Below are 21,828 nucleotides of genomic sequence, written 5' to 3'. Positions count from 1 at the left end.
CTGCGCAGGTGGCCCCGCTTGAACTTGTCATAGCGAAATAGGCGCCAGGCAGGCAGGGCAGGCGCAGTACAATATCGGATGGGCCGCAATGGTTCGGTCCGAATTGTGTCTTTGAATGGAAATATGTTCCTGGTAAAACCTGAACGCCGCCGCCTGCTGCAGGTGGGCGCAACCGTGGCTGTCATCGCGCTGGGCCTGGCCTCGCGCGCTTATCCCCAATTTCTTCCCGCCGCACTCGGCAAGTATCCGGGCGACGCCCTGTGGGCCATGATGATCGTATTTGCGCTGGGCATCATCGCCACGCGCATGCGCACGTGGCAACTGGCCTTGTGGTCCTTGCTGATCTGCTTTGCCGTGGAATTCGGCCAGCTGGTCCAGGCGCCGTGGCTCGTCGAGTTGCGTGCGCATCCGCTGGGGCACCTGGTGCTCGGTTCCACCTTCGGCTGGGCCGACTTGATCGCCTACACGGCCGGTGTGGCGATCGCGGCGCTGGTCGATACAGTGGCGCTGTTCAAGCGCCGCTCATTCTGATCACTTGACGTTACCCTCCGCATCGCGCCATTCCACGGGCGCCAGTTTGAGCTTGCTCAATTGCGGGACGATCTTCGCCTTGTCGCCCACGCCGATGACGATCAGCTTTTCCGGCTGCAGGTATTTCTTCGCCACCTGTTGCACCTGCTTGTCCGTCACGCCGGCAAAACGCTGCGGCAGGGTCGCGTAGTAGTCGAGGCCCAGGCCGTAGATATACACGTTGGCCATGCTGGCGCTGATGCTGGCATTCGTCTCGAACTGGCCCGGCAGCGACAGCACCTGCGAATTGCGCGCATTCGACAATTCCCTGGCCGTTAACGGCTTGGCGATCATGGCGCGGATTTCCTTGAAGGTTTCCGACACGGCCGGACCCGTCACATCGGTGCGCACGCCGGCGGTGATCGAGAATGGGCCCGGCTGGCTGCGGTACTGGAATTGCGAGCGCACGCCATACGTGTAGCCCTTTTCTTCGCGCAGATTATTGCTCAGCCGACTCGTAAACAAGCCGCCCAGCGCCGCATTCATCACTTGCAGCGGCGCATAATCGGGCGTCGTGCGGGCCACGGCGATGGTCGACAGGCGCACGGCCGTCTGCGGCGCGCCCGGCTTGTCGACGAGGATCAGCCGGGCTTTCGTCGTGGCCGGCGCCGCCGTCACGGAAGGCGCCACCGTACCGGCCTTCCAGCTGCCGAACTTGGCTTCGGCCAGCGCCTTCAATTGCGCTGCGTCGATATCGCCCGAGACGATCAGGGCCGCATTGTTCGGCACATAATGCTGCTGCCAGAACGCCTGCAGGTCGGCGCGGCTGGTGGCTTTCAGGGCCGCTTCCGTGCCCAGCTGGATATACCCGTACGGATGTTGCGAGCCGTACAGGGCTGCCGCTTCCACGCGGGCCGCCACGGCCCCCGCGTTTTCGCGCTGCTGCGCCAGTTCGCCGATGCGGCTGGCGCGCTGGCGCTCCACTTCGGCCGCGGGGAATTGCGGGTGCTGCACCACGTCGGCCAGCACGTCGAGCGCTTGCGGGAAGGTGGTTTTCAGCGACGTCAGCTGGGCGAACGAGGCATCCGCACCGGAGCCCGTGCCCAGAAAAGCGCCGAGTTGCGCCACATCATCGGCGATCTGCGACGCGCTGCGCGTGGCCGTGCCTTCCTGCAGCAACTGCGCCGTAAAGCCCGACAAGCCCGGCTGCGCCAGCGGATTGGCACCCGAACCGCTTTTCACCACCAGCTGGCTGGAGACGAGCGGCACGGCCGGGTTGTAATTGTGGATCACCGTCAAGCCATTGCTCAAAGTGAACGACGTCGCTTGCGGCAGCACGATCTTCGGCGCGGGACCGGCGGCCGGCACCTTGTTACGCCACGGCTCGTCCGCATTGATGGCCGTGCCCGGCGCTGCCTTGACCTTGCCCGGTGCTGGCGTCGCCACTTCCTGACCCAGGTCCGGCGTGCCCGGCACGCCATACACGACCACGCGCGCCTGGTTTTTCAGGTAGGTGTCGACGGCGCGCTGCACGCCGGCCGCCGTCACCTGGCGGTAGCGTTCGATATCCTTGCCCAGGTAGCCGGGGTCGCCCAGGTACTGGTTGTACTGGTTCATCATGTTGGCGTTGCCGCCCACTTTTTCCACCTGGCTCAGCATGCTCGTCTCGATGCTGTTGCGGGCCCGTTCGATTTCCTTCTCGCTAGGTCCCTTGGCGCGCAATTGCTCCAGCTCCGCCTGCATGGCTTGCTCGATTTCCTCTGGCTGGTGGCCGGGGCGCGCCGTCACGTCGATGGTAAACACGGAGGTGAGGGCGTTCGAGCTCTGGTTCGCGCCCACATCCTGCGCGATCTGCTTGTCGTACACCAGCGACTTGTACAGGCGGCTGGACTTGCCGCCGGCCAGGATGTGCGCGGCCATCGACAGTTCCGCGTCATCCTTGGCGTAGGCGGACGGCGTCAGCCAGGCCATGAAGACGCGCGGCAACTCGACCCGGTCCTGCACCACGATGCGGCGCTCCTGCGTGATGGGCGGCGTCACCACATCGGGCTTGGCCACGGCGGGGCCGCTCTTGAAGCTGCCGAAGTATTTGTTGACCAGTTGCTTGGTTTTCGCCTTGTCGATGTCGCCGGCGATCACCAGGCTGGCGTTGTTGGGACCATAGTACTTGGTAAAGAATTCCTTGATATCGGCCAGCTTCGCGTTCTGGATGTCCGCGTGCGAACCGATGACGCTGGCGTAATACGGGTGGGTCTTCGGGAACAGCTGGTGGTACAGGGCTTCCTGCACGATGCCGTAGGGTGCATTTTCCACGCTCTGGCGGCGTTCGTTGCGCACCACGTCCTGCTGGTTCGTCAGCGCCGTCTGGTCGAGTACGTCCAGCAGATAGCCCATGCGGTCGGAATGGGCCCACAAGGCCAGTTCCAGCTGGTTCGACGGCACCGTGTCGAAATAATTGGTGCGGTCGAAATCCGTGCTGCCGTTCGAATCGGTGGCACCCGCCCCTTCCAGCAACTGGTCGGCCATGCCGCGCGGCACGTGCTTGGTGGCGGCAAACATCATGTGCTCGAACAAGTGCGCAAAGCCCGTCAGGCCCGGCGCTTCATTCGCGGGCCCCACGTGATACCAGACATTGACGGCCGTGACGGGCAATTTATGGTCTTCCACGAGGATCACGTCGAGGCCATTCGGCAGCGTGTATTTTTCGTAGGCAACATTTGGCACGCTCGTGGCTGCCGTCGCGGCGGCGGCGCCGGCGGCGTGGGCGAGGCTCAGGGGGGCGCCGTACAGCGACAGCAACAAGGCGGGTATGGCCAGCAATTTGATCGGTTTCATGCATGCTTCCAGGCTAGGGTGGGGGAAGACGCTGCGCTTCGCTCGTGGCTGGCGCAGCGCGACAGTGCTATGCTCGGTGCTACAGTTTATACAGCAGGGCCGCGCCGCCCAGCACCAGCAGCGCGCAGGCGATGGAGACGATGGCGGCCGCGCCCAGCAAACGCCATTCGCGCGGCGTAAAGCCGGTGGCTGGCGTCGCCGCATTATCGGCAGGGCTGGCCAGGCTGGCCAAGGATGCGGGCGGCAGCTCAGGCAAGCCGCCCGCCGCGCGCGCCTGGGCCGCCAGCGCTTGCGTGGCGGCGTCCAGCAGGGCCAGCTGGCGCTCGACGGTTTCCGCCAGCACCGCTTCGTTCAGCGCCACCAAGGCGAATATCGGGTCGTCAACGTCGATCTTGATGCCCGTCTTGTCGAACACATGGCTGCGCAGTTTGTGCTGGTCCATCTACCATTGCACCTTGTCGAGTTGTTCGAAGATGTCGCGGTAGACGACCTTGATGCGCTGTTTTTCCATGATGTTGAACTTGTCGTTCTGCATCACTTCCTGCATCGTCAGGCGTGCCGTATTCATTTTCTTGACATCCGCGCCGAAGGTGTCGGGATTGCGCTGGCTCAAGGTGATGCTGCCCTTGACGCGCGCGCGGTTGTCGGCATACGACTGCGATTCAATAAACTGCTTGCCGGACGCCGATTGCAGCAGGCCGAAGTGTTCGTTTTGCCACAGCACCAGCGGCACTTTCGTCGCTTGCGCCGTGGCGACAAAACCCGTGGCCGTATCGTGCAAGGTGTCGCCGCCGCCGACGATGGTGTGGATGTACACCTTGCGGCCCGATTCTTCCAGCAGCGAGAAACAATCGTTTTCCAGCAGATAGCCCATCAGCGGCGAAAAGGTATTCGCGCCATTGTCGATCACGCAGTTGCCGTCTGTGTCGAGAATGTCGATCATCAGCGCGTCAAAGCGTTTCGGGTCGATGTTGCGCGCATCCGTCATCACGGGCACGTGCTTGACCTGCATCGCCTTGTAGCGCGAGAACGTGGCGTTTTCCTGATCGGTGTCATAGCAGCGCAAGGGCGTGTCGTCCTTGCCGCCTATCCATTGGGCCAGCAGGGTCGATACCAGGGTCTTGCCGATGCCGCCCTTGCCCTGCAGGATGAAATGTACCGTGTTTTGCATTGCGACTACTCCAAGTTGTTGCGTCAGTGACAATCAAAGATTCGTGACAGCGGCGCGGGCGCCAGGCCAGGCCACGACTGGCATTTTTACCACAATCGTTTGCGAATATGCCATGCGGAACAGCGAATCTGGTTATGATGTTAATCAGGATACCATTGATACAGAGCAAGTTTTGTGTGAAAAATCCACCCCCAGAGTGTGAACGAGGACGCAGTGCCGATCTCCAGTCTCGATAAAGCCGACATTGACCGTTTGAATCAGCAAGCCCTGTCTTGCCTGGTCGGCAACCGCCGCCAGGCACGCCGGCTGGCGCAGATGGCGCTGGCGGCGGCGCAACGACAACAGTATGCGCGCGGTGGCGCGTATGCGGAACTGAATCATTGCTGGCTGGCGTATTACGCGGGCGAGGCTGAACCGTCGTGCGAGCGCCTGCACGCGTATTTCCAGCACAGCGGCGACCTGGAAGGGGGCATGGAAGTGGCCGCCCTGCAGGGCGCGTATGCGAGCCGGCGCGGCGACTTTGCCGACGCCGAGCAGCATTTCCTGCAGGCGCGCAGCCAGGCCGCGCAGATCCCCGACTCGCTGCACAAATTCATGCTGTATGCGCGCCTGGGCGTCGATGCCCTGAACCGTGGCGATACGCAAGACGGCCCGCGCAATTTTTTGCTGGCGCTGGACATCGCCGAACGTTTCGGCAGCCCCGCGCACCGGGTCAACAGCCTGTCGAACCTGGCGTCGTCGCAGCATGACCTGGGCAACGACGAAGACGCCATCCCCCTGCTGGTCGAGGCGCTCGAGATCATCGGCACGCAAAAATTAAAATACCAGCAAACCATCGTCTCGGCCAACCTGGCCATGTGTTTATTGGCTACGGGCAAGCCGGCCGAGGCGCTGGCGCTGGTGGAACCGTTTTATGAGTGGCCGGAGGAAGACCTGGCCGTCCGCGCCTTTTTGTTCTGCATCGCCGCCCATGCAGCCATCCTGCTGCGGCAGCCCGATAACGCCTTGCAATTGCTGTTGCGCGCCGAAGAGTATGCGTGCCGCGGCCAGGACCTGGAAGAGCAGATGCATGCGTGGCTGGTGCGCGGCAAGCTGGACCTGCACGCGGGCCAGACGGCGCAGGCGCTGGCCTCGCTGACGCAGGCGCACAGCCTGCTGAGCTGGACGCGCAATCCGTTTCACCAGCAGCAGATTTTGCGCGGATTGGCCGAGATCAATGCCCAGCTGGGCGAATGGCAGGCGGCGTACGGCTTCCTGCAGCAATACCAGGCCGCCTACGAGGCCAGCAGCAAGTCGGCGCGCGCCTCGCGCAGCCTGATGCGCAACCTGGAAAAGGAAATGCACAGCCTGAAGGCCGAGCGCGACAAGGCGCTGGAGCTGCAGGCGGCGCGCGAGACGGAGAACGTCAAGCTGGAGCACCTGAACCGCGAACTGGCGCACCAGATCCTGCACGTCAATTCGCTGCAGGACAGCCTGAAGGAACAGGCCATGCGCGACCACCTGACGGGCCTGTACAACCGCCGCCATTTTGAAACCTGCCTCAATGCCATCCTGCATGCGGCCGATGCGGATGCGCCCGTGGCCATCGCCATCATCGACCTGGATTTCTTCAAGCGCGTCAACGACACGTATGGGCACAACTTTGGCGATGCAGTGCTGATCCAGTTTGCGCGCCTGGTGGAGAGCCAGCTGCGCGGCAGCGACATGGTATGCCGCTATGGCGGCGAGGAATTTTGCCTGCTGTTGCGCGAAGCCGACAGCGTCATCGCCGCGCACAAGATCGACGATATCGCCGCGCGCTACCGCCAGTTGCTGATCCGGCAGGCGCCGCACAGCTTGACGGGCTGCACCTTTTCGGCGGGCATCGCCGAGTATCCGCGCCACGGCGCCGGCCGCCACGAGCTGCTGCTGCGCGCCGACAGCGCCCTGTATGCGGCCAAGCAGGCGGGCCGCGACCGCGCCTGCATCGCCGACGCTACTGGATAAAGCGCAAGAGCCCCTGCAGCGCATGGAGGACGGCCTGTTCGCGCACGGCTTGCCGGTCGCCCGCGAATACCCGGCGCTCTGTTTGTGCGCGACCGTCCATGGCCCAGCCGAAGCAGACGGTGCCGACGGGCTTGCCGGGCACGCCGCCCGTGGGGCCGGCGATGCCGGTGGTCGAGACGGCCACCTGGGCATCGCTGTGCGCCAGCGTTCCTTGCGCCATGGCGGCAGCCACTTCCTCGCTGACGGCGCCGTGTGCGGCGATCAGCTCGGCGGGCACGCCCAGCATGCTGCTTTTGGCCCCGTTGGAATAGGTGACGAAGCCCCGTTCGAACCAGGCGCTCGACCCGCTGATGTCGGTGACAGCCTGGGCCACGCCGCCGCCCGTGCACGATTCGGCCGTGGCCAGCAGCAGGCCCTTCGCCTGCAAGGCCAGACCGACGGCGGTGGAGAGGGGGGCGAGTGTGTTGCTCATGGCGGACTCCTGCATGCGGTGGTAAGGGTGGCGAGACTGTAGCATGGTCGACGGTAAAAGAAACTTTCCCCGGTAACAGCGAAAATGCGTACACTCTTTTATACATTTGCTACCACTTTGGGCTGGCAGGCGCTCTGTCGCTGCGCCACCCTGGTGTGCATCGCCCGAACCGGCAAGCGGCATGGTGCCGCGCCTTCGTATGCATTCTCTTTACTCGGTAGTCATGGCAATTTTGAACTGGTCCTGGTGGCGTCATCCTGGCCCCCTGCGCCGCCCCGTGCGCGGCGCCGGCCGCCGCCCTCTTCGCTGGGGCTGGCTATTGCTGCTCCTGGGCGTGCTGTGCGCCGAGGCGCGGGCGCAGGTGCCGGGGGAGCTGGAACGCCAGGTCAAGGCCGCGTATTTGTACAAGTTTGCTGGTTATGTCGAGTGGCCAGACGGCAGTTTTGTCCGGCCCGACTCTCCGCTGGTGATCGGCGTGGCGGGCGCCGATGCGCTGGCCGAGCAGCTAGAACAGAGCGTGGCCGGGCACAGCGTCAATGGCCGCGCCGTGCAGGTGAAAAAAGTGCGCCGCGGCGAAGCGCTGGCCGGGCTGCACGTGCTGTACCTGGGCGCGCTGGAAAAAACGGCGCTGCAGGAGATGCTGGCCGCCAGCCGTGGCCTGGCGTTGTTGACGGTGTCCGATTCGGATGAGGTCTACGCGATGGGCAGCATGATCAATTTTGTGATGGCCGAAGACAAGGTGCGTTTCGACGTGGCCTTAAAACCCGTGGCGCAGGCGCATATCCGCATCAGCGCGCGCATGCTGCTGGCCGCCTATCGCGTGCAGACGGGGGGCGCCTGAACATGCTGCGACTGCGTTCCATCCGCCACAAGCTGATGTCGGTGGTCTTGCTGACCACCCTGGTGGCGCTCGTCATTTCGCTGGGCACCATCGTCGTCTACGACTTGCGCGCCTATCACCGCAACCTGGTGGCCGACATCAGTACCCAGGCCGAGTTGCTGGGGCATATGAGTTCGGCCGCGCTGGCCTTCGACGACGAACGCCTGGCGCTGGAAAACCTCAACCTGATGCGCATCCGCCCGCGCGTGACGGCCGGCGCCCTGTACAAGGCCGACGGCAGCCTGTTTGCCAGCTACCGCGCGAACGAGCGCGTGGGCGCGCTGCCGGCGAAGGTGGGCAAGGAAGGTGTCAGCATCGCCGGCAGCTCGGTGGAATTGTTCAAGCCCATCGTCGATAATGGCGAGCTGCTGGGCACCGTGTATCTGCGCGCCGATTATGAGCTGGCCGGCCGCACGGCCGACTACCTGGCCATCGCGCTGGGCGTGACGGTGCTGGCGCTGCTGGTGGCCTTGCTGCTGCTGCGCCGCCTCGATTTCGTCATCACGCAGCCCATCCTCGATATCGCCGATGTGGCGCGCGAAGTGATCGAGACGGGCGACTACTCGCGCCGCGCGCGCAAGCTCAGCGACGACGAAGTGGCGCAGCTGGTCGACTCCTTCAACAAGATGCTGGCCGAGATCGAGCTGCGCACGCACGCGCTGGAACGCTCGAACGGCGAACTGGCGCGCGAAGGCGAGCAGCGCACCCAGGCGCAGCAGGAAGTCATGCGCCTGAACCAGGAACTGGAAGTGCGCGTGCACGAGCGCACGATGCAGCTGGAAATGACGAATGGCGAACTGGCCATGGCGATGGAAGAGGCGCGCAGCGCCAACTATGCCAAGTCGGCCTTCCTGTCGTCGATGAGCCATGAATTGCGCACGCCGCTGAACGCCATCCTGGGCTTCGCGCAAATCCTCAGTTCCGACCGCCTGCCGTCGACCTTGGAGCAAAAGAAGGAATTCGCCGGCCATATCCTCAAATCGGGGCGCCATTTGTTGACCTTGATCAATGAAATCCTCGACCTGGCAAAGGTCGAGTCGGGCACGGTCAGCCTGTCGCTGGAACCGGTGGGCCTGGACGCCATCTTGCAGGAATGCCGCGACATGATCGCGCCGCTGGCCAGCCAGCGCGGCATCGGCATGGCCTTCCCCGACGCCTGCCCCCTCAACGTGCTGGCCGACCGCACGCGCCTCAAGCAAATTCTGTTGAACCTGCTGTCGAATGCGCTCAAGTACAACCGCGAGCAGGGGCAGGTGGCCATCGAGTGCGCGCCGCACGCGGGCGGACGCGTGCGCATCAGCGTGCGCGACACGGGCGTGGGTCTCGATGCCGAACAACTGGCACTGCTGTTCCAGCCCTTCAACCGGCTGGGGCAGGAGGGCGGCACGGAAGAAGGCAGCGGCATCGGCCTGGTGGTCACCAAGCGCCTGGTGGAATTGATGGATGGCAACATCGGCGTCTCCAGCGCGCCCGGCGAGGGCAGCATTTTCTGGATCGAGCTGCGTGTGGTCGACGCCGTGCCCATTCCCGCCGCTCCGTCCTTGCCGCGGCCGGACCTGGCCGGCGCGCTGCTCGATAACAGCGCCCCCGTGACCTTGCTCTATGTGGAAGACAATCCCGCCAACCTGACCCTGGTCGAGGAAATCGTGCGCTACTGCCCGCAATTGCAGCTGCTGACGGCCACGGATGGCCGCCTGGGCGTGGAGATGGCGCGCACGCATTTGCCGCAGCTGATCTTGATGGATATCAACCTGCCGCATGTGAACGGCACGGACGCGCTGAAACTGCTGCGCGCCGATCCGCGCACGGCGCACATTCCCGTCATCGCGCTGACGGCCAACGCCATGCCGGGCGACGTCGAGCGCAGCATGGCGCTGGGCTTTTATCGCTATCTGACCAAGCCGATCAACCTCGATGAATTTACCGAGGCGATCAACAGCACGCTGGCCTATGTGGCGCAGCAGCGCCGGCAAAAGGGAGCAGGCGCGCCATGATCAGCCAGGCCGATATCTATGCGGCGAAAATTCTCATCGTCGACGACCAGGACGTCAATTTGCGCCTGCTCGAGCATTTGCTGGGCAGCGGCGGCTACACGGCCATCAGCAGCACCCTCGACGCGCGCGCCGTGGCCGGCCTGCACCAGCGCCACCAGTTTGACCTGATCATCCTCGACCTGGTGATGCCCGGCATGAGCGGCTACGACGTGATGGATGCCTTGCGCCCGCTGGAACTGGAAGGCTATCTGCCCGTGCTGGTGATCGCCGCCGACCCGGACGCCAAGATGGCGGCGCTGGAAGCGGGCGCGCGCGACTTCATCAGCAAGCCCTTCGACGCGCTCGAAGTGCTCACGCGCATCCGCAACATGCTCGAAGTGCGGTTGCTGCACCGCGCCGCGCGTCACTACAACACCTTGCTCGAACGCACGGTGGGCCAGCGCACGGCCGAACTGCAGCGCTTTCGCGGCGCCATGGACGCCGCCACCGACGCCATCTTTCTCGTCGACGTGCTGGAAATGACCCTGGTCGACGTCAACGACGGCGCATGCCGCCTGCTCGGCTATGCGCGCGCCGAACTGCTGGCGCTGGCGCCCGGCACCCTGCTGCCGCCGCCGCCGGCCCCGCCTCTGGCCGCGCTGCCGGGCGGCGCGGCCCACCTGGCCACGGAAGTGACGGAATGCGAACTGCTGCGGCGCGACCTGAGCCCGGTGCCCGTGGAACTGGGCTGGCACTGGTATGCGCAGGCGCCCGTGGCGGGCGGCTATCCGGGCGCTGCGGCCACGGGTGGCCTGCTGCTGATCGCCGTGGCGCGCGACATCAGCGAGCGGCGCCAGGCGCAGGAGCGCCTGAAGCACCTGGCCCATTACGATGGCTTGACGGGGCTGCCGAACCGCAGCCTGTTCTACCAGACGCTGGCCCAGGCCGTCGAACTGGCGCAAGAGAAAAGCTGGCGCATCGTGGTGCTGTTCATCGCGCTCGACCGCTTCAAAAGCATCAACGATACCCTGGGCGCGGCGCTGGGCGACGAGCTGCTGCGCCAGTTCAGCAACCGCCTGGTCGAATGCGTGCGCCTGCGCGACACGGTGGGGCGCCTGGGCAACGACGAATTCGCGCTCATATTGACCATGAGCCGCAACCAGCAGGAAGCCGTGGCGGTAGCGAACCAGGTGCGCGAAGCCTTGCGCGCGCCGTTCGACTTGCGCGGCCATGCGGCCACCCTGACGGCCAGCATCGGCATCGCCATGTATCCGGACGACGCCACCGACCCGGAAACGCTGATCAAATACGCGAATACGGCCATGGGCGGCGCCAAGCAGGCGGGGCGCGACGGCTACCGCTTTTTCACGGCCGGCATGAATGTGCAGGTGCTGGCGCGCCTGGACCTGGAACTGGCGTTGCGCCATGCGCTCGAACACGAGCAGTTCATCCTCTACTACCAGCCGAAGGTGGATTTGCGCACGGGCCGCATCAGCGGCGTGGAAGCGCTGCTGCGCTGGCGCCGTCCCGGCTACGGCCTGGTGGCGCCGGCCGAATTCGTACCGGTGCTGGAAGACACGGGCCTGATCGTGCGCGTGGGCTCCTGGGTGATCCAGGCCGCCTGCCGCCAGATCGCCGAGTGGCGCGACAGCGAAGTGGGGCCCGTGCGCGTGGCCGTGAATGTGTCGAGCCGCCAGTTTGCCGAAGGCGACCTGGAAGGCGAAGTGACGCGCGCGCTGGCGCAGCACAAAGTGGCGCCGGAACTGCTGGAGCTGGAACTGACGGAAACGGCGCTGATGTCGAACGCCGAGCGCACCATCGTCGTGCTGGGGAAATTGAAAAAAATCGGCGTGAAGGTGGCCATCGACGATTTCGGCACCGGCTACTCGAGCCTCGCGTATTTGCAGCGCTTCCCCATCGACAAGCTGAAAATCGACATCGCCTTCGTGCGCAACATCACCAGCAACCCGAACGACGCGGCCATCGCGCTGGCCATCATCAGCATGGCGCACAGCCTGAAACTGAGCGTGGTGGCCGAGGGCGTGGAGTCGCGCCCGCAACTCGAATACCTGCGGCGCAACCGCTGCGACGAGATCCAGGGCTTTTATTTCAGCCGCGCCCTGCCGGCGCTGGAACTGGGGCAGATGATCGCCGCCGGCGCCGGCCTGCCGCCCGGCCACGATCCTGCCGCCCAGCCGGCGCAAACGCTGCTCATCGTCGACGACGATGTCAACGTGCTGTCCTCGCTGCACCGCCTGTTCCGTCCCGAGGGCTACCAGATCCTCACGGCCAGCACGCCAGCCGAAGGGTTTGAAATGCTGGCCCTGCACCGCGTGCACGTGATCGTCTGCGACCAGCGCATGCCCAGCATGAGCGGCACGGAGTTCTTGAGCAAAGTGAAAGAGCTGTACCCGGAAACCATCCGCATCATCCTGTCCGGCTACACGGGCCTCGAAGCGGTGCTCGACTCGATCAACCGGGGCGCCATCTACCGTTTTTATACGAAGCCGTGGGATGACACCCAGCTGCGCGACAACATCCGCCTGGCCTTCCAGCACTACTGGATGGTGAACCAGCCGGGGCTGGCGCGGGCGGCGGTGCGCTAGCGCTGGTTTATTCGCTGAAGTGGTCGAAAGAACTCAAGGCCAGATCCAGCGGCAAGCCCTTGGCATCCACCAGCCGCAAGCCTGATTGGGCCTCGATGCGTCCGACCCGCGTGACGGGCGTGCCGCAGCTGGCCGCCAGCGCGGCGATGGCCTCGCGCGACGCTGTCGGCGCCGTGAAGCACAGTTCATAGTCGTCGCCGCCGGCGGCCGTGTAGCGGCGTCGCAGGCTGGTTTCCTGTCGCGCCAGCACGGGGCCGGCCGGCAGGGCGTCGACGTCGAGGGTGGCGCCCACTTGCGACGCTTTCAAGATGTGCCCCAAGTCTCCCACCAGGCCATCGGAAATGTCGATGGCCGCATGCGCCAGGCCCGCTTCGGCCAGCGCGCAGCCGAGCGTCACGCGTGGCGTGGGCGTGTGCATGCGCACGCCAGCCATCAGCAGGTCGTCTGGCGCCAGTTCCTGTTCCACGCGGTAGCCTGCCAGCGCCAGGCGCGCGTCGCCCAGGGTGCCACTGACCCAGATATCGTCGCCCGCCACGGCCGCGCTGCGGCGCAAGGCCTGGCCCGGTGCCAGTTCGCCGAATACGGTGATGCAGATATTCAAAGGCCCCTTGGTGGTGTCGCCGCCGATGAGTTCGCAATTAAACGCGTCGGCCAGCGCAAACAGGCCGTCGGCAAAGCCGGCCAGCCAGCTGCGCTCGGCTTGCGGCAGCGCCAGGGCCAGGGTAAATGCCACGGGGCGCGCGCCCATGGCGGCCAGGTCGGACAGGTTCACCGCCAGGCTTTTATGCCCCAGCATGCGGGCGTCGGCGCCGGCAAAGAAGTGCCGGTCCTCGACCAGCATGTCCGAGGAGATGGCGATCTGCTTGCCTGCCGCTGGCGTCATCAGCGCGCAATCGTCGCCGATACCCAGGGTGGCACGGCCGGGGCGCTGGCGCACGAAATAGTGTTTGATCAGGTCGAATTCGGAAAGCGCGTCGTGTGGGGCCATGGCGTAGTCTGTGCGTTGAGTGATGGTGTGGCCCGGCTATTATAGGCTGGCCTACAATACGGGTCTTTTCCACTGCCGAGCAACTTGCCATGCCCATTCTCGATATTCACGTCTTACTGCAATCCTGGCTCGACCATGGCTGGTTGCGCGACCCGCAAGCCGTCGGCCTGGCTTCCTTCGAGGCGCAGGAACTGGTGGCATGGGGCTTCGACGCCATCAGCGACGGCGGCCAGCTGTGCCTGTACGAGGACGAGCGCCTGTTCCGCCGGGGCCAGCGTCCCGTGCAGGCGTCGTTCAAGGCGTATCTGCAGCGCGGCCAGCTGGGCGCGAATGGCCTGGACCTCGGTTATCAGGTGCACCTGGCCGGTTTTCTGCGCGCGGCGCGGCAACCTTTGCCGGCGTTTCGCGTGCTGCTGGAACAGGGCGGGCGCAGCGGCGCCCTGCTGTTCGACAGCGGCCTGGTGCTGCAGTTTGCCGCCAACTTGCGCGGCAAGCCCCGTCATTACTATCTGACCCTGGTCGAGGGCCACGTGGCCGACGCCCAGCTGCCAGACCGCGACAGCGATATCGACTTGCGCGCCGCCAGCGTGGGCCATGTCCAGGCCCTGTACGACAGCCGCGACCCTGCCGAACTGCAGCGCCTGGCACGGCGCGGCAATGCGGCGCTGCGCGAGCTGGCGCAGCTGCTCGCTCCTTAAACTTTCTTTGCCTGCGCCATGCCCTGCAGCAGCTTGGCCAGCAACTGGTCGAGCTGGCGCTGCTCGTCCGCGCTCAGGGCCGACAGCATGGTGCGCTCGTTCTCCACGTGCAGCAGCACCAGCTTGTCAATCAATGCCAGACCCAGAGGTGTCAGGGCCACCAGCACGCCGCGCCGGTCCGTCGGGTGCTTCTGGCGTTCGATCAGGCCTGCCGCTTCCAGCCGGTCGATGCGGTTGGTCATGCCGCCCGAGGACAGCATGGCCGCCTCGTACAAGGCCGTCGGCGTCAGCGCATAGGGCGTGCCCGAGCGGCGCAAGGTCGCCAGCACGTCGAATTCGCCCGGTTGCAAGCCATGTTCGGCAAACAGGGGGTTGAGCCAGTCGCGCGCCATCAGCTGGCCCACCGTGCCCAGCTGGCCCACCAGTTGCATGGCACGCGTATCCATCTGCGGTAATTCGCGCTGCCATTGTGCTGCGGCAAATTGCGCGCGTGTGTGTTCTTGCTGGGTAGTTGTCATCGGGTATCCATTTATCTTGACATCAAGATAGATTTTTATCTTCATGTTAAGATACTTTTCATCGAGTCATATTTGATGACGCATTAAACCATGTGCCTCCCTGCGAGGCAAGGACTACTATCCCATGCCATCCGAACGCCCCGTTTCTGTCCCGCTTCCCTCGTCCGCCCTGCTGGTGGCCGCCATCATCCTGCTGGGCTTGAACTTGCGGCCCATCCTGGCCGCCATCGGCCCCTTGCTCGACAGCATCCAGGCCAGCACGGGCATCAGCAATGCCGACGCAGGCTTGCTGACCACCGTGCCCGTGTTCGCCATGGGCGTGTGCGCGCTGGCGGGCGCCCAGCTGCAGCGCCGGCTGGGTGTGGCGCGTGGCATCTCGCTGGGCATCGCCATCATCGCTGCCGCCTGCGCGCTGCGCTGGCCCTTGCATGGCAGCGGCGGCCTGATCGCCACGGCGGCCCTGGGCGGCTTGGGCATCGCACTGGTGCAAGCCTTGCTGCCAGCCTTCATCAAGCGCCATTTTCCCGGACGGGCCGGGCAATTGATGGGGTTTTATACGACGGGCATCATGGGCGGCGCGGCCATTGCCGCCGCGTCCGCTTCACCGCTGGCGCAAAGCTGGGGCTGGAACGCGCTGCTGGCCTTGTGGGCGCTGCCTGCCGTGGCCGCCGCCCTGCTGTGGCGCCGCGCTGCCGCTACCCGCGTGGACGTGGCCAGCGGCGCGGGCGCCAGCTTGCCCGTGGGCAGTGGCCGCGCCTGGCTGCTGATGGTGTTTTTCGGCATCGGCACGGGCGCCTACACGCTGGTGCTGGCCTGGTTGCCGCCGTTTTACACGGAACTGGGCTGGAGCGCGGCCGACAGCGGCTTGCTGCTCGGTGCCCTGACCCTGGTGGAAGTACTGGCCGGACTGGTGATTTCCAGCATCATCCACCGCTTTCCCGACCGCCGCATCCTGCTGCTGGCCGTCTTGTTGTCCGTGCTGGGCGGCCTGGCCTGTCTGATCGTGGCGCCGGCGCAACTGGCGCTGCCCGCCGTGATCCTGCTGGGCTGCGGCATCGGTTCCCTGTTCCCCCTGTCGCTGATCGTCAGCATGGACCACGTGACGGACCCGGCCGGCGCCGGCGCGCTGCTGGGCTTTGTGCAGGGCGGCGGCTACATCATCGCCAGCAGCATGCCCTTCATTGCCGGGCTGATCCGCCAGCATTCGTCCAGCCTGGCCCAGGCATGGATGGTGATGGCGGGCGGCGTGGTGCTGCTGCTGCTGATCGCCGTGCGTTTCGCGCCGGGCGCACGGCTGGCGTCGCCGGCAGGGAAAATCGCGTAGGCTGGCGGTTTGTTCTTGAGAGAAAGATGCTGCCATGGCTGACGATATCGCTGCGCCACCGTCCCTATTGCCCGCCAACCGCCGCATCGTGCTGTCCGGCGAGGATGTGCTGCGCATCCTGCGCGAGATCGAATTTCTGCTGCAGTCGCTGCATCACATCGGCCGCCATTACTATCCCGATGGCGACGATGACGGCGCCGATGCCCTGCGGCGCGCGCAGTATTGCGCGGAGACGACGCGCTTCATCGACGCGGAGCAAGCCACGACGCGCCTGGCGCTGATGCGCAGCATTTTGTCTGCGCCGTTCGATACGACACTGGGCGCGGACGACATGGACGATCTCGAGCGCGCCGTCGAGGCCTTGCCGCTGTGGCGTGCCCCTGGTCGTCTATCATAAAAACTAATTGAAAACTAAAATTTGATAGTTTTTCCTGCTCGGCACGTTTGTGCCGCCGGACGGCCTTACAATGCTAGGTTATGCGTTTTCGTGATATCAGACTGTGGCTAGCGGAAAATACCTAGCTAATTGAAAGAATCGGTCTGATAAAATCCGGAACACCCGATCGACCAAACAGGAAGGCTGCACAGCATGGATTCGTCATCTGATAAAAAAGAAGAATTGCGTCAACAATTGCGCTTGGCCGCACTCGAATATCACGAGTGCCCGCGCCCCGGCAAAATCAGCGTGACGCCGACCAAACAACTGACCAACCAGCGCGACCTGGCGCTGGCCTACTCGCCAGGCGTGGCGGCACCGTGCGAAGAAATCGTCATCGATCCGGCGAATGCGTATAAATATACGGCGCGCGGCAACCTGGTGGCCGTCATCACCAACGGCACGGCCGTGCTGGGACTGGGCAATATCGGCCCGCTGGCCGCCAAGCCGGTGATGGAAGGCAAGGGCGTGCTGTTCAAGAAATTCGCCGGCATCGACGTCTTCGACATCGAAATCAACGAGATGGACCCCGATAAACTGGTGGACATCATCGCTTCGCTGGAACCGACCTTCGGCGGCGTGAACCTGGAAGACATCAAGGCGCCCGAGTGCTTCTACATCGAGCGCCAGCTGCGCGACCGCATGAAGATTCCCGTCTTCCATGACGACCAGCACGGCACCGCCATCATCGTCGGCGCGGCCATCCTGAACGGCCTGAAAGCCGTCGGCAAGAAAATCGAGGACTGCAAGCTGGTCGTGTCGGGCGCGGGCGCCGCAGCGCTGGCCTGCCTGGACCTGATCGTCGACCTGGGCTTCCCGCTGAAAAACATCTACGTCACCGACCTGGCCGGCGTGGTCTACAAGGGCCGCACGGAACTGATGGACCCGGACAAAGAACGCTTCGCGCAAGACACGCCGCTGCGCACCCTGGGCGAAGTCATTCCGGACGCCGACATTTTCCTCGGCGTCTCCGCCGGCGGCGTGCTGAAACAGGACATGGTGCGCAAGATGGCGCCGAACCCGCTGATCCTGGCGCTGGCCAACCCGAATCCGGAAATCCTGCCGGAAGAAGTCAAGGCCGTGCGCAGCGACGCCATCATCGCCACGGGCCGTTCGGACTATCCGAACCAGGTCAACAACGTGCTGTGCTTCCCGTACATCTTCCGCGGTGCCCTCGATTGCGGCGCGACGACGATCACGCGCGAAATGGAAATCGCCGTCGTGCACGCGATCGCCGACCTGGCGCATGCCGAGCAGTCCGACATCGTCGCCACCACCTACGGCATCAGCAATCTGTCGTTTGGTCCTGAATACCTGATCCCGATGCCGTTCGACCCGCGCCTCTTGATCAAGATCGCGCCGGCCGTCGCCAAGGCAGCCGAGGAATCGGGCGTCGCCACGCGTCCGATCAAGGACTTGCAAGCGTACGCGGACAGCCTGCAGCAATTCGTCTACCGCAGCGGCACCTTCATGAAGCCGTTGTTCCTGATGGCCAAATCCACGCCGGCCGAACTCAAACGCATCGTCTACGCCGAAGGCGAAGAAGAGCGCGTGCTGCGCGCCGTGCAAGTGGTGGTCGATGAAAAACTGGCGCGTCCTATCCTGGTGGGTCGTCCACCCGTGCTTGAAGCGCGCATCCAGAAGTTCGGCCTGCGCCTCAAGCAAGGCGTCGATTTCGACGTCATCAACCCGGACTTCGACGAGCGCTATCGCGATTACTGGAACACGTATTACGCGATGACCAGCCGCAAAGGCGTCACCGAGGAATACGCGAAGCTGGAAATGCGCCGCCGCCATACCCTGATCGGTTCGATGATGATCCACAAGGGCGACGCCGACGGCATGATCTGCGGTACCTTCGGCACCACCCAGCTGCACCTGAAATACATCGACCAGGTGCTGGGCAAGCGCGCCGGCAGCAATGTCTACGCGGCCATGAACGTCTTGATCATGCCGGAGCGCCAGCTGGTGATGGTTGACACGCACGTCAACGAAAATCCGGACGCCGAGCAATTGGCCGAGATCACCATCATGGCTGCCGAGGAAATGACGCGCTTCGGCCTGTCGCCGCGCGCGGCGCTGCTGTCGCATTCGAACTTCGGTTCCAGCGACAGCGCTTCGGCGCAAAAGATGCGCGCCGCGCTGGCCATCATCAAGGAACGCGCGCCGGACCTGGAAATCGACGGCGAAATGCATGGCGATACGGCCCTCGACAGCAAGCTGCGTCAAAAAATCATGCCAAACTCGGCACTGAAGCACGATGCCAACCTGCTGGTCATGCCCAACATCGAGTCGGCCAACATCGCCTACAACCTGGTGAAAACGGCCGCCGGCAACGGCATCGCCGTGGGTCCGATCCTGCTCGGCTGCGCCAAGCCCGTGCACATTTTGACGCCATCGGCCACCGTGCGCCGCATCGTCAACATGACGGCACTCTGTGTCGTGGATGCCGTAGCGCAACGCAAGGTCTAAGGCTGTCGCTGTCAATTGAAAGCCGCGCCATCCGCCAGGGTGGCGCGGCTTTTTTTACGTCAGTGCGCCATCAGCACGGGTACCGTCATCTGGCGCAGCACGGTTTCCGTCACGCCGCCCAATAAAATTTCGCGGAAGCGCGCGTGGCCGTAGCCACCCATCACCAGCAGGTTCGCATGCACTTCGGCAGCCATGGCCAGCAGCGCCGCGCCGACGTCGCCCGTGGCGATGGCGGAGCGCACTTCCACGGGCACGCCATGGCGGCTCAGGTAGGCGGCGATGTCGGCGCCCGGATGGCGGGCTGGCTGCGCATGGCCAGCGGGCGGGTGCAGTAGCGCCAGCACCACCAGGCGCGCCGCGCGCAAGAGCGGCAGGGCGTGGCCGATGGCGCGCGTCGCTTCCATGCCGCCATCCCAGGCCACCACCACGGTGTTGTTGACTTCCGAAAATTGGCCGCTGCGCGGCACGATCAGCACGGGACGGGCCGCGTTCAGCATCACATACGGCACCAGGTCGCTCATGGCACCGGGCAGTGCTTCGCTGTCGTCGTGCTGGCTGAGCACTGTCAAGTCGCTGTAGCGGGCGCTGACGGCCATGCCGCCATCTTCATCGTCTTCGATCAGGCGCCGTTCGAGCGAGACGGCGCCGGCCTGGCGCGCCAGCGTTTCGAACTGGTCCAGCGCCTGTTCCGCCTGCCCATGCAGGGCGTTGATCTGCGCCGCCACGGCGCCGCCGCGCATGCCGCGGTTGTTTTCCAGGGTAAAGCGCGACAGGCCCGTCATCGCCGCGCCGATCAGGTGCGCCTGGTGCGCGTGCGCCAGTCGCGCCGCGATGGCGATGCGCTGCGGCGCATGGCGCGACAGGTCGGCGTGGACGAGGATGGATTTGTAAGCCATGTTGTCACTCGGTAGTCAGGATGGCAACAAGGCTAGAACGACAACGCCGGCAAGTCCAGCATTGCCGTAGTGGCTAGGGATTTTCTTATGCTGGGCTTGACGTGGGTCAAGAAAACACGGACCGTGGCCTTCCGCAAGGCCACGGCCAGGAAATTGCGAGCTGTTTGATGTGCATCAAAATGCCGACCCCGTCGCCAGTCATAATGGCATCGAACTCCTTGCCACTTCCAGTGGTCTGCATCGGCGCCGGCGCCATCTGTCCGGCACTTCTTTGTGTGACGCAACAACGCTGGCCGTGGCGGGAGTTCACTTAATTGTAGGGCTGCAAGTCCAGCCAGACGGCATACGACAGGCGCTTGCCGTTCCACAGGCCGCCGCCACGGATGACGGCGTCGCACGAGGTCAGCTGGCCCACCAGATCCATGCGGCCCAGGTTGCGGCGCAGGCGCAGGGCGTCGTTGTGCGACAGGTAGCCGACCAACTGGCCATCGATGAAGACGGCGATGGCCTTGTCCTGGAACGGGTTGGCATCGTCGCAGACGAGCAGGGCCAGGCATTTTTCTTCCGCGTTGCCGGGACCGTGTTCGCCGGCCAGTTTGGCGATGGCGCTCTGGTACATCGCTTCGTTTTCCACTTCCGACGCAAAGCGCCCCTCGTCGTTCCAGTGGTGCGCGGGGGCGCCTGCGGGAATCGCCGGCACATACTGGCGCACCGAGACGAGTGGCTTGTGCAGCGGTTTGATGGGCGTGCGGCCGCTGAAAACGTAGTACAGCAGGGCGATGACGATCACGATGGCAAGCAGGTAAAGCATGGTATCTCTCTGATTTCTAAGGGGGAGCCGGGAACGCGGGCGCGCCGCCCGGCGTTGCCGCTACTATAGCAAGTTCGCTGCCTGCTTCCCGCTAAATCTGGCCATCAGATGGCGGCGCCGGCGCAGCGCGCGCGGGTCGCCCAGCACGATGGGCGCGGCGCCCGTCAAGCCCGAATAATACTGGCCGTGCCGACGCAGCACCGTGGCATAGTCGCGCAGCGCGTGGCCGTGCGCCAGCATGCGCGCGTCGCAATCGACTTCGATGGCAAAGCGTAGCCGGTGCAGCTGCCACCACAGGGGCAGGTTCCAGGGCATGAGCACGATCAAGGCGTAGGCCAGGGCCAGCAACTGCGGGTCGCGCGCGGCCAGCCGGCATTGTGCGTGCGCCAGCAGCAGCGCCTGCTGCCGGGGTGGAATCAGTTGCAGCCAGACGGGCATCACGATGCGCGGCCGCAGCAGCCCCGCCACGCAAGGGCCGATGCCGCCGCTCAAGTACACGGGCGTACCCAGCAAGGTGGTTTTTTGCCAGCGGCGCTGGTGCGACAGCAGCCAGGCGCTGCGCAGCACCAACAGCATCAGCATGCCGCTTGATAAGACAAACCAGCCCAGTTTCAGCTGCGATTGTGTCGCAGGCATGACCGCCAGCACGCCGGGCAGCCACGCCAGCGGCACGATGACGGAGGCTGCGATGGCCGCCAGCCACAGCCAGCGCGTCGTGCGCCCGCGCCGCTGCAGCAGGCGCTCGGCGCGCCAGGCGGCGGCGCTCAACAGCAGCGCCAGCGCCATGCTGGCAGCCAGCATGGCCGGCACTAGCGTACCAGCGCCATGCCGACGGAGACGGGCGCCGTATGCTTGAAGCCGAATTGCGCATACAGCTCTTGCGCCTGGCCATCGGCGATCAGGCTGACATACGCGCTTTGCGGGACGTCCGTCTCGATGAATTGCATGATCTCGCCCATGATGCGCTTGCCCAGGCCCTTGCCCTGGTGCGCGGGCAGCACGGCGATATCGGTCACCTGGAAGAAGCAGCCGCCATCGCCGATGATGCGGCCCATGCCCACCACTTCGTCGCCCAGCAGCACTTGCACGGCAAACAGGGAGTTGGGCAAGCCCTTGGCCGCCGCCTCCGCGGTTTTCGCGCTCATGCCGGCGGCGACGCGCAGGTGCTGGTAAGTGGCGATGGCGGGAATGGCCAGGCGGATGGTGTAGGGCGATGTTGCGGTCAAGGCTGTCTCCTGTGGAAATAGTTTGG

At 64.7% G+C, this 21,828-nt stretch carries 19 protein-coding genes; 9 read left to right on the top strand and 10 right to left on the bottom strand.

The annotated features are described in order from the left end of the window. Window positions 1-123: 123 nt before the first annotated feature. The gene (locus CNX70_RS26395) at window positions 124-531 is read left to right on the top strand and encodes a ribosomal maturation YjgA family protein (protein WP_096237981.1); all 408 of its coding nucleotides are present in this window, start codon (window positions 124-126) and stop codon (window positions 529-531) included. Here CNX70_RS26395 and CNX70_RS26390 read toward each other — a convergent pair whose 3' ends face one another. The 3 genes from CNX70_RS26390 to CNX70_RS26380 form a co-directional block, all read right to left on the bottom strand. Further along, window positions 532-3,345: a M16 family metallopeptidase gene (locus CNX70_RS26390; protein ID WP_096237980.1), complete on the bottom strand. Its 2,814-nt coding sequence runs from the start codon at window positions 3,343-3,345 to the stop codon at window positions 532-534. Between the two features lie 79 nt (window positions 3,346-3,424). Then, a complete protein-coding gene (locus CNX70_RS26385; protein ID WP_096237979.1) occupies window positions 3,425-3,787 on the bottom strand; it encodes a conjugal transfer transcriptional regulator TraM in 363 nt (120 codons plus the stop codon). Further along, on the bottom strand, window positions 3,788-4,516 hold the full coding sequence (locus tag CNX70_RS26380) for a P-loop NTPase family protein (protein ID WP_071075359.1): 729 nt from the start codon (window positions 4,514-4,516) through the stop codon (window positions 3,788-3,790). A 213-nt stretch (window positions 4,517-4,729) separates the two neighbouring features. Between CNX70_RS26380 and CNX70_RS26375 the strand changes: the two genes are divergently transcribed. Then, entirely contained in the window at window positions 4,730-6,502 is a 1,773-nt protein-coding gene (locus CNX70_RS26375; RefSeq protein WP_244198963.1) for a GGDEF domain-containing protein, read from the top strand. On the opposite strand, the gene CNX70_RS26370 is transcribed toward CNX70_RS26375, so the two are convergent. Continuing rightward, window positions 6,492-6,974 carry a CinA family protein gene (locus CNX70_RS26370; RefSeq protein WP_096237977.1) on the bottom strand — a complete coding sequence of 161 codons (483 nt, stop codon included), beginning with the start codon at window positions 6,972-6,974 and terminating at the stop codon, window positions 6,492-6,494. The genes CNX70_RS26375 and CNX70_RS26370 overlap by 11 nt on opposite strands. Before the next feature lie 223 nt (window positions 6,975-7,197). Between CNX70_RS26370 and CNX70_RS26365 the strand changes: the two genes are divergently transcribed. Genes CNX70_RS26365 through CNX70_RS26355 form a run of 3 tightly spaced genes read left to right on the top strand, consistent with a single transcriptional unit; the run spans window position 7,198 to window position 12,433 of the window. After that, window positions 7,198-7,815, top strand: a complete 618-nt coding sequence (locus tag CNX70_RS26365) for a TOL_0243 family YfiR-like periplasmic protein (RefSeq protein WP_157751294.1) — start codon at window positions 7,198-7,200, stop codon at window positions 7,813-7,815. 2 nt (window positions 7,816-7,817) lie between these two features. Next, window positions 7,818-9,848, top strand: a complete 2,031-nt coding sequence (locus tag CNX70_RS26360; RefSeq protein ID WP_096237975.1) for a sensor histidine kinase, YfiR-like protein-associated — start codon at window positions 7,818-7,820, stop codon at window positions 9,846-9,848. Continuing rightward, entirely contained in the window at window positions 9,845-12,433 is a 2,589-nt protein-coding gene (locus CNX70_RS26355; RefSeq protein WP_096237974.1) for an EAL domain-containing protein, read from the top strand. The genes CNX70_RS26360 and CNX70_RS26355 overlap by 4 nt, the downstream gene beginning before the upstream one ends. Before the next feature lie 7 nt (window positions 12,434-12,440). Here the strand turns inward: CNX70_RS26355 and thiL are convergent, their stop codons facing one another. Then, the gene (gene thiL / locus CNX70_RS26350; RefSeq protein ID WP_096237973.1) at window positions 12,441-13,421 is read right to left on the bottom strand and encodes a thiamine-phosphate kinase; all 981 of its coding nucleotides are present in this window, start codon (window positions 13,419-13,421) and stop codon (window positions 12,441-12,443) included. Window positions 13,422-13,510: 89 nt separating this feature from the next. On the opposite strand from thiL, the gene CNX70_RS26345 reads away from it, so the two are divergent. Next, window positions 13,511-14,119 (top strand): hypothetical protein, encoded by a 609-nt coding sequence (locus CNX70_RS26345; protein WP_096237972.1) that lies wholly within the window; start codon window positions 13,511-13,513, stop codon window positions 14,117-14,119. Here CNX70_RS26345 and CNX70_RS26340 read toward each other — a convergent pair. Further along, window positions 14,116-14,637 carry a MarR family winged helix-turn-helix transcriptional regulator gene (locus CNX70_RS26340; protein ID WP_096237971.1) on the bottom strand — a complete coding sequence of 174 codons (522 nt, stop codon included), beginning with the start codon at window positions 14,635-14,637 and terminating at the stop codon, window positions 14,116-14,118. The two genes, CNX70_RS26345 and CNX70_RS26340, sit on opposite strands and share 4 nt — an antisense overlap. Window positions 14,638-14,761: 124 nt before the next feature. Here CNX70_RS26340 and CNX70_RS26335 point away from each other — a divergent pair, with 124 nt between their 5' ends. The 3 genes from CNX70_RS26335 (at window position 14,762) to CNX70_RS26325 (ending at window position 18,869) form a co-directional block, all read left to right on the top strand. Continuing rightward, window positions 14,762-15,961 carry an MFS transporter gene (locus CNX70_RS26335; protein WP_096237970.1) on the top strand — a complete coding sequence of 400 codons (1,200 nt, stop codon included), beginning with the start codon at window positions 14,762-14,764 and terminating at the stop codon, window positions 15,959-15,961. 34 nt (window positions 15,962-15,995) lie between these two features. Beyond that, a complete protein-coding gene (locus tag CNX70_RS26330; RefSeq protein WP_096237969.1) occupies window positions 15,996-16,358 on the top strand; it encodes a hypothetical protein in 363 nt (120 codons plus the stop codon). A 192-nt stretch (window positions 16,359-16,550) separates the two neighbouring features. Continuing rightward, the gene (locus CNX70_RS26325; RefSeq protein ID WP_096237968.1) at window positions 16,551-18,869 is read left to right on the top strand and encodes an NADP-dependent malic enzyme; all 2,319 of its coding nucleotides are present in this window, start codon (window positions 16,551-16,553) and stop codon (window positions 18,867-18,869) included. 59 nt (window positions 18,870-18,928) lie between these two features. Here the strand turns inward: CNX70_RS26325 and CNX70_RS26320 are convergent, their stop codons facing one another. The 4 genes from CNX70_RS26320 to CNX70_RS26305 all read right to left on the bottom strand — a co-directional run bounded on the left by CNX70_RS26320 (window position 18,929) and on the right by CNX70_RS26305 (window position 21,802). After that, complete coding sequence (locus tag CNX70_RS26320) at window positions 18,929-19,765, bottom strand: universal stress protein (protein ID WP_096237967.1); 837 nt, start codon at window positions 19,763-19,765, stop codon at window positions 18,929-18,931. Window positions 19,766-20,075: 310 nt separating this feature from the next. Further along, complete coding sequence (locus tag CNX70_RS26315; protein ID WP_096237966.1) at window positions 20,076-20,576, bottom strand: hypothetical protein; 501 nt, start codon at window positions 20,574-20,576, stop codon at window positions 20,076-20,078. A 63-nt stretch (window positions 20,577-20,639) separates the two neighbouring features. Continuing rightward, complete coding sequence (locus CNX70_RS26310) at window positions 20,640-21,377, bottom strand: M56 family metallopeptidase (RefSeq protein ID WP_157751292.1); 738 nt, start codon at window positions 21,375-21,377, stop codon at window positions 20,640-20,642. An 8-nt stretch (window positions 21,378-21,385) separates the two neighbouring features. Further along, window positions 21,386-21,802 carry a GNAT family N-acetyltransferase gene (locus CNX70_RS26305; RefSeq protein ID WP_244198962.1) on the bottom strand — a complete coding sequence of 139 codons (417 nt, stop codon included), beginning with the start codon at window positions 21,800-21,802 and terminating at the stop codon, window positions 21,386-21,388. Window positions 21,803-21,828 lie beyond the last annotated feature (26 nt).

Source organism: Janthinobacterium svalbardense (genome assembly GCF_002327145.1).
In the GTDB taxonomy this organism is placed as follows: domain Bacteria; phylum Pseudomonadota; class Gammaproteobacteria; order Burkholderiales; family Burkholderiaceae_D; genus Janthinobacterium; species Janthinobacterium tructae.
Note: the sequence above shows the minus strand (reverse complement) of the source record. Positions and strands in the feature narration are given on the sequence as shown.